The organism is Leclercia sp. M50 (genome assembly GCF_037150775.1).
GTDB lineage: Bacteria > Pseudomonadota > Gammaproteobacteria > Enterobacterales > Enterobacteriaceae > Enterobacter.
Map to the genome: position 1 here is coordinate 1 of NZ_JBBCPK010000215.1, position 2,013 is coordinate 2,013.

Genomic DNA, 2,013 nt, shown 5'->3' on the forward strand with positions numbered 1-2,013 from the left:
GGCCTGACGCCCGCGTAACGGAGGTTATGTGCCTGTATATCAAATTGATGGTCTGACACCGGTTGTTCCTGAGGAGAGTTATGTCCACCCGACAGCGGTCCTGATTGGCGACGTGATCCTCGGTAAGGGCGTCTATGTGGGCCCCAACGCCAGCCTGCGCGGAGATTTTGGCCGTATCGTGGTGAAAGACGGGGCCAATATTCAGGATAACTGCATCATGCATGGCTTCCCCGAGCAGGACACGGTGGTGGAAGAAGAGGGACATATCGGGCACGGCGCCATTCTGCACGGCTGCGTGATCCGCCGCAATGCGCTGGTGGGGATGAATGCGGTGATCATGGATGGCGCCGTGATCGGCGAGAACAGCATCGTCGGCGCGGCGGCATTTGTGAAAGCGAAAGCGGAAATGCCTGCCGACCATCTGATTATCGGCAGCCCGGCGAAAGCGATCCGCGTGTTGAGCGAGCAGGAGATGGCGTGGAAAAAGCAGGGCACCCGCGAGTACCAGACGCTGGTGGAGCGCTGCAAACAGACGATGCATCAGGTGGAGCCGTTACACGAGGTGGAACCGGATCGCAAGCGGCTGGTGTTTGACGAGAATCTGCGGCCGAAGTCGGCCCGCTGAGCGGCAAACCCTTTAATCCTGCGTGAGGCCATCTTTGTGTAGATTGAAGGATGTTAAGGATTAATTTAGTGGCACCCTAAAAGCCCCGGCACGCTGTCGCTGGGGCTTTGTTTCTGCGTTTTTATTTTACCTGTCGCTGTTGGCATCCCCAATACGACCTATTAATGCGCAGCCAGTTCGTAAAAGAATGCCGGGTTCGCCTTAATCGTGGCCAGCACTTTTGCTGCCAGGCCGGTGGGGTTACGTCTTCTGGATTCCCAGCTTTTGATGGTATCCACGCTGGTGCCCAGCGCTTTTGCCATTTCTGCCTGGGAGACGTTGAGCTGCTCTCTGATCGCTTTGACATCGGCAATCTCATAGCGGGTAACTCGGGAAGGGGCTTTGGTCCCGTTTTTGATGTCGACCGCCTCTTCCAGGGACGTTTTGAGTTCGTCAAAAAAATGCATTTCACACCTCGTTTTTCAGTAAGGTTGTCAGTTTTTTTAGTTCAACCTTTTCCGCATCAGTGAGATTCTCTTTGGCGCTTTTCGGATAAGCGAGCACCAGCCAGATAATCTCCCGTGTTGCCAGAAGGTAAATTCCCTGGCGCTGCTGCTTTTACCCTGGCCACCCGTGACCATCCTGGCTTTCCGCCGCCCGCCGGTATTCTGAATAACATCACCTTTGTCCGGAAAGGCAATGAGCTCTCTTTGTAACGCCAGAAGCTCATCATCCGTTGCGATCTGTTTGATTTGCCGCGTAAACAGTGACGTCTCGATAAATTTTATCGCATGGCACACGATTCTCTCTCCATGTAAGGTACCATGTACACCTTAAGGTGTACATAGTACAGATCCAGAATTATTTTGCTGCCAGAGAACGCGTGATCTGAAATGCGCGCTGGCACTGGTCGGCATTGTAAGGAGCATGGCGAGAGTGTGCTGAAACGCGTGCTGACGCTACGAGGCGTCTCGTAAAATTGCAGGGTATATCAGAAGGTAAACCCTCTCAGAGGAGAGGGTTATCAGGAAATTTATGCTTTACTTCCCGGCGGACGACGCCTCGACAGACTCTTCACGCCGGTTTTTGCCCACCGTTTCTCGCGCGTTATTCTCAATGCGATACTCAATGGTCACTCGTTCAACGCTGGTCGGCGTGACGGTAATCTCCTTTACCCTGGTCCCCGAGTCGGGCGGCAGGGTCATGATCGTCTCGCCTTCAGCAAGCCGTTTTCCGCTCTGCTTCACCTGCCACGTCAGGCGGCATTCCTCGCAGGCTGACCAGGTATCGTTGATCGCCCACAGGCGGACCGTCGCCTCGCGTCCCTGACGCCAGACATCTGTAACGGGTTCGATGGAGGGGAGGATCGGTTGGTAGGCGCGCTTCAGGGCATAGTAACCCGCCTTCGG

General features: G+C 54.9%; 2 protein-coding genes and 2 pseudogenes. 1 reads left to right on the top strand and 3 read right to left on the bottom strand.

Annotated features, from left to right (window positions below):
* The first annotated feature begins 28 nt into the window (after window positions 1-28).
* Window positions 29-625: a phenylacetic acid degradation protein PaaY gene (gene paaY, locus WFM46_RS23615; RefSeq protein ID WP_156654613.1), complete on the top strand. Its 597-nt coding sequence runs from the start codon at window positions 29-31 to the stop codon at window positions 623-625.
* A 161-nt stretch (window positions 626-786) separates the two neighbouring features.
* Here the strand turns inward: paaY and nadS are convergent, their stop codons facing one another.
* From nadS to WFM46_RS23630, 3 genes and pseudogenes are all read right to left on the bottom strand, one after another.
* On the bottom strand, window positions 787-1,071 hold the full coding sequence (nadS, locus tag WFM46_RS23620; protein WP_103179800.1) for a NadS family protein: 285 nt from the start codon (window positions 1,069-1,071) through the stop codon (window positions 787-789).
* Between the two features lies 1 nt (window position 1,072).
* Window positions 1,073-1,404: pseudogene (locus WFM46_RS23625) on the bottom strand (type II toxin-antitoxin system RelE/ParE family toxin).
* Window positions 1,405-1,644: 240 nt separating this feature from the next.
* Window positions 1,645-2,013 (bottom strand): annotated as a pseudogene (locus tag WFM46_RS23630) (glycoside hydrolase family 2 protein); the annotation flags it as partial.

Coding starts and splice junctions, on each gene's coding strand:
- nadS (WP_103179800.1), bottom strand. CDS start 1,071: ATGCATTTTTTTGACGAACTCAAAACGTCCCTGGAAGAGGCGGTCGAC.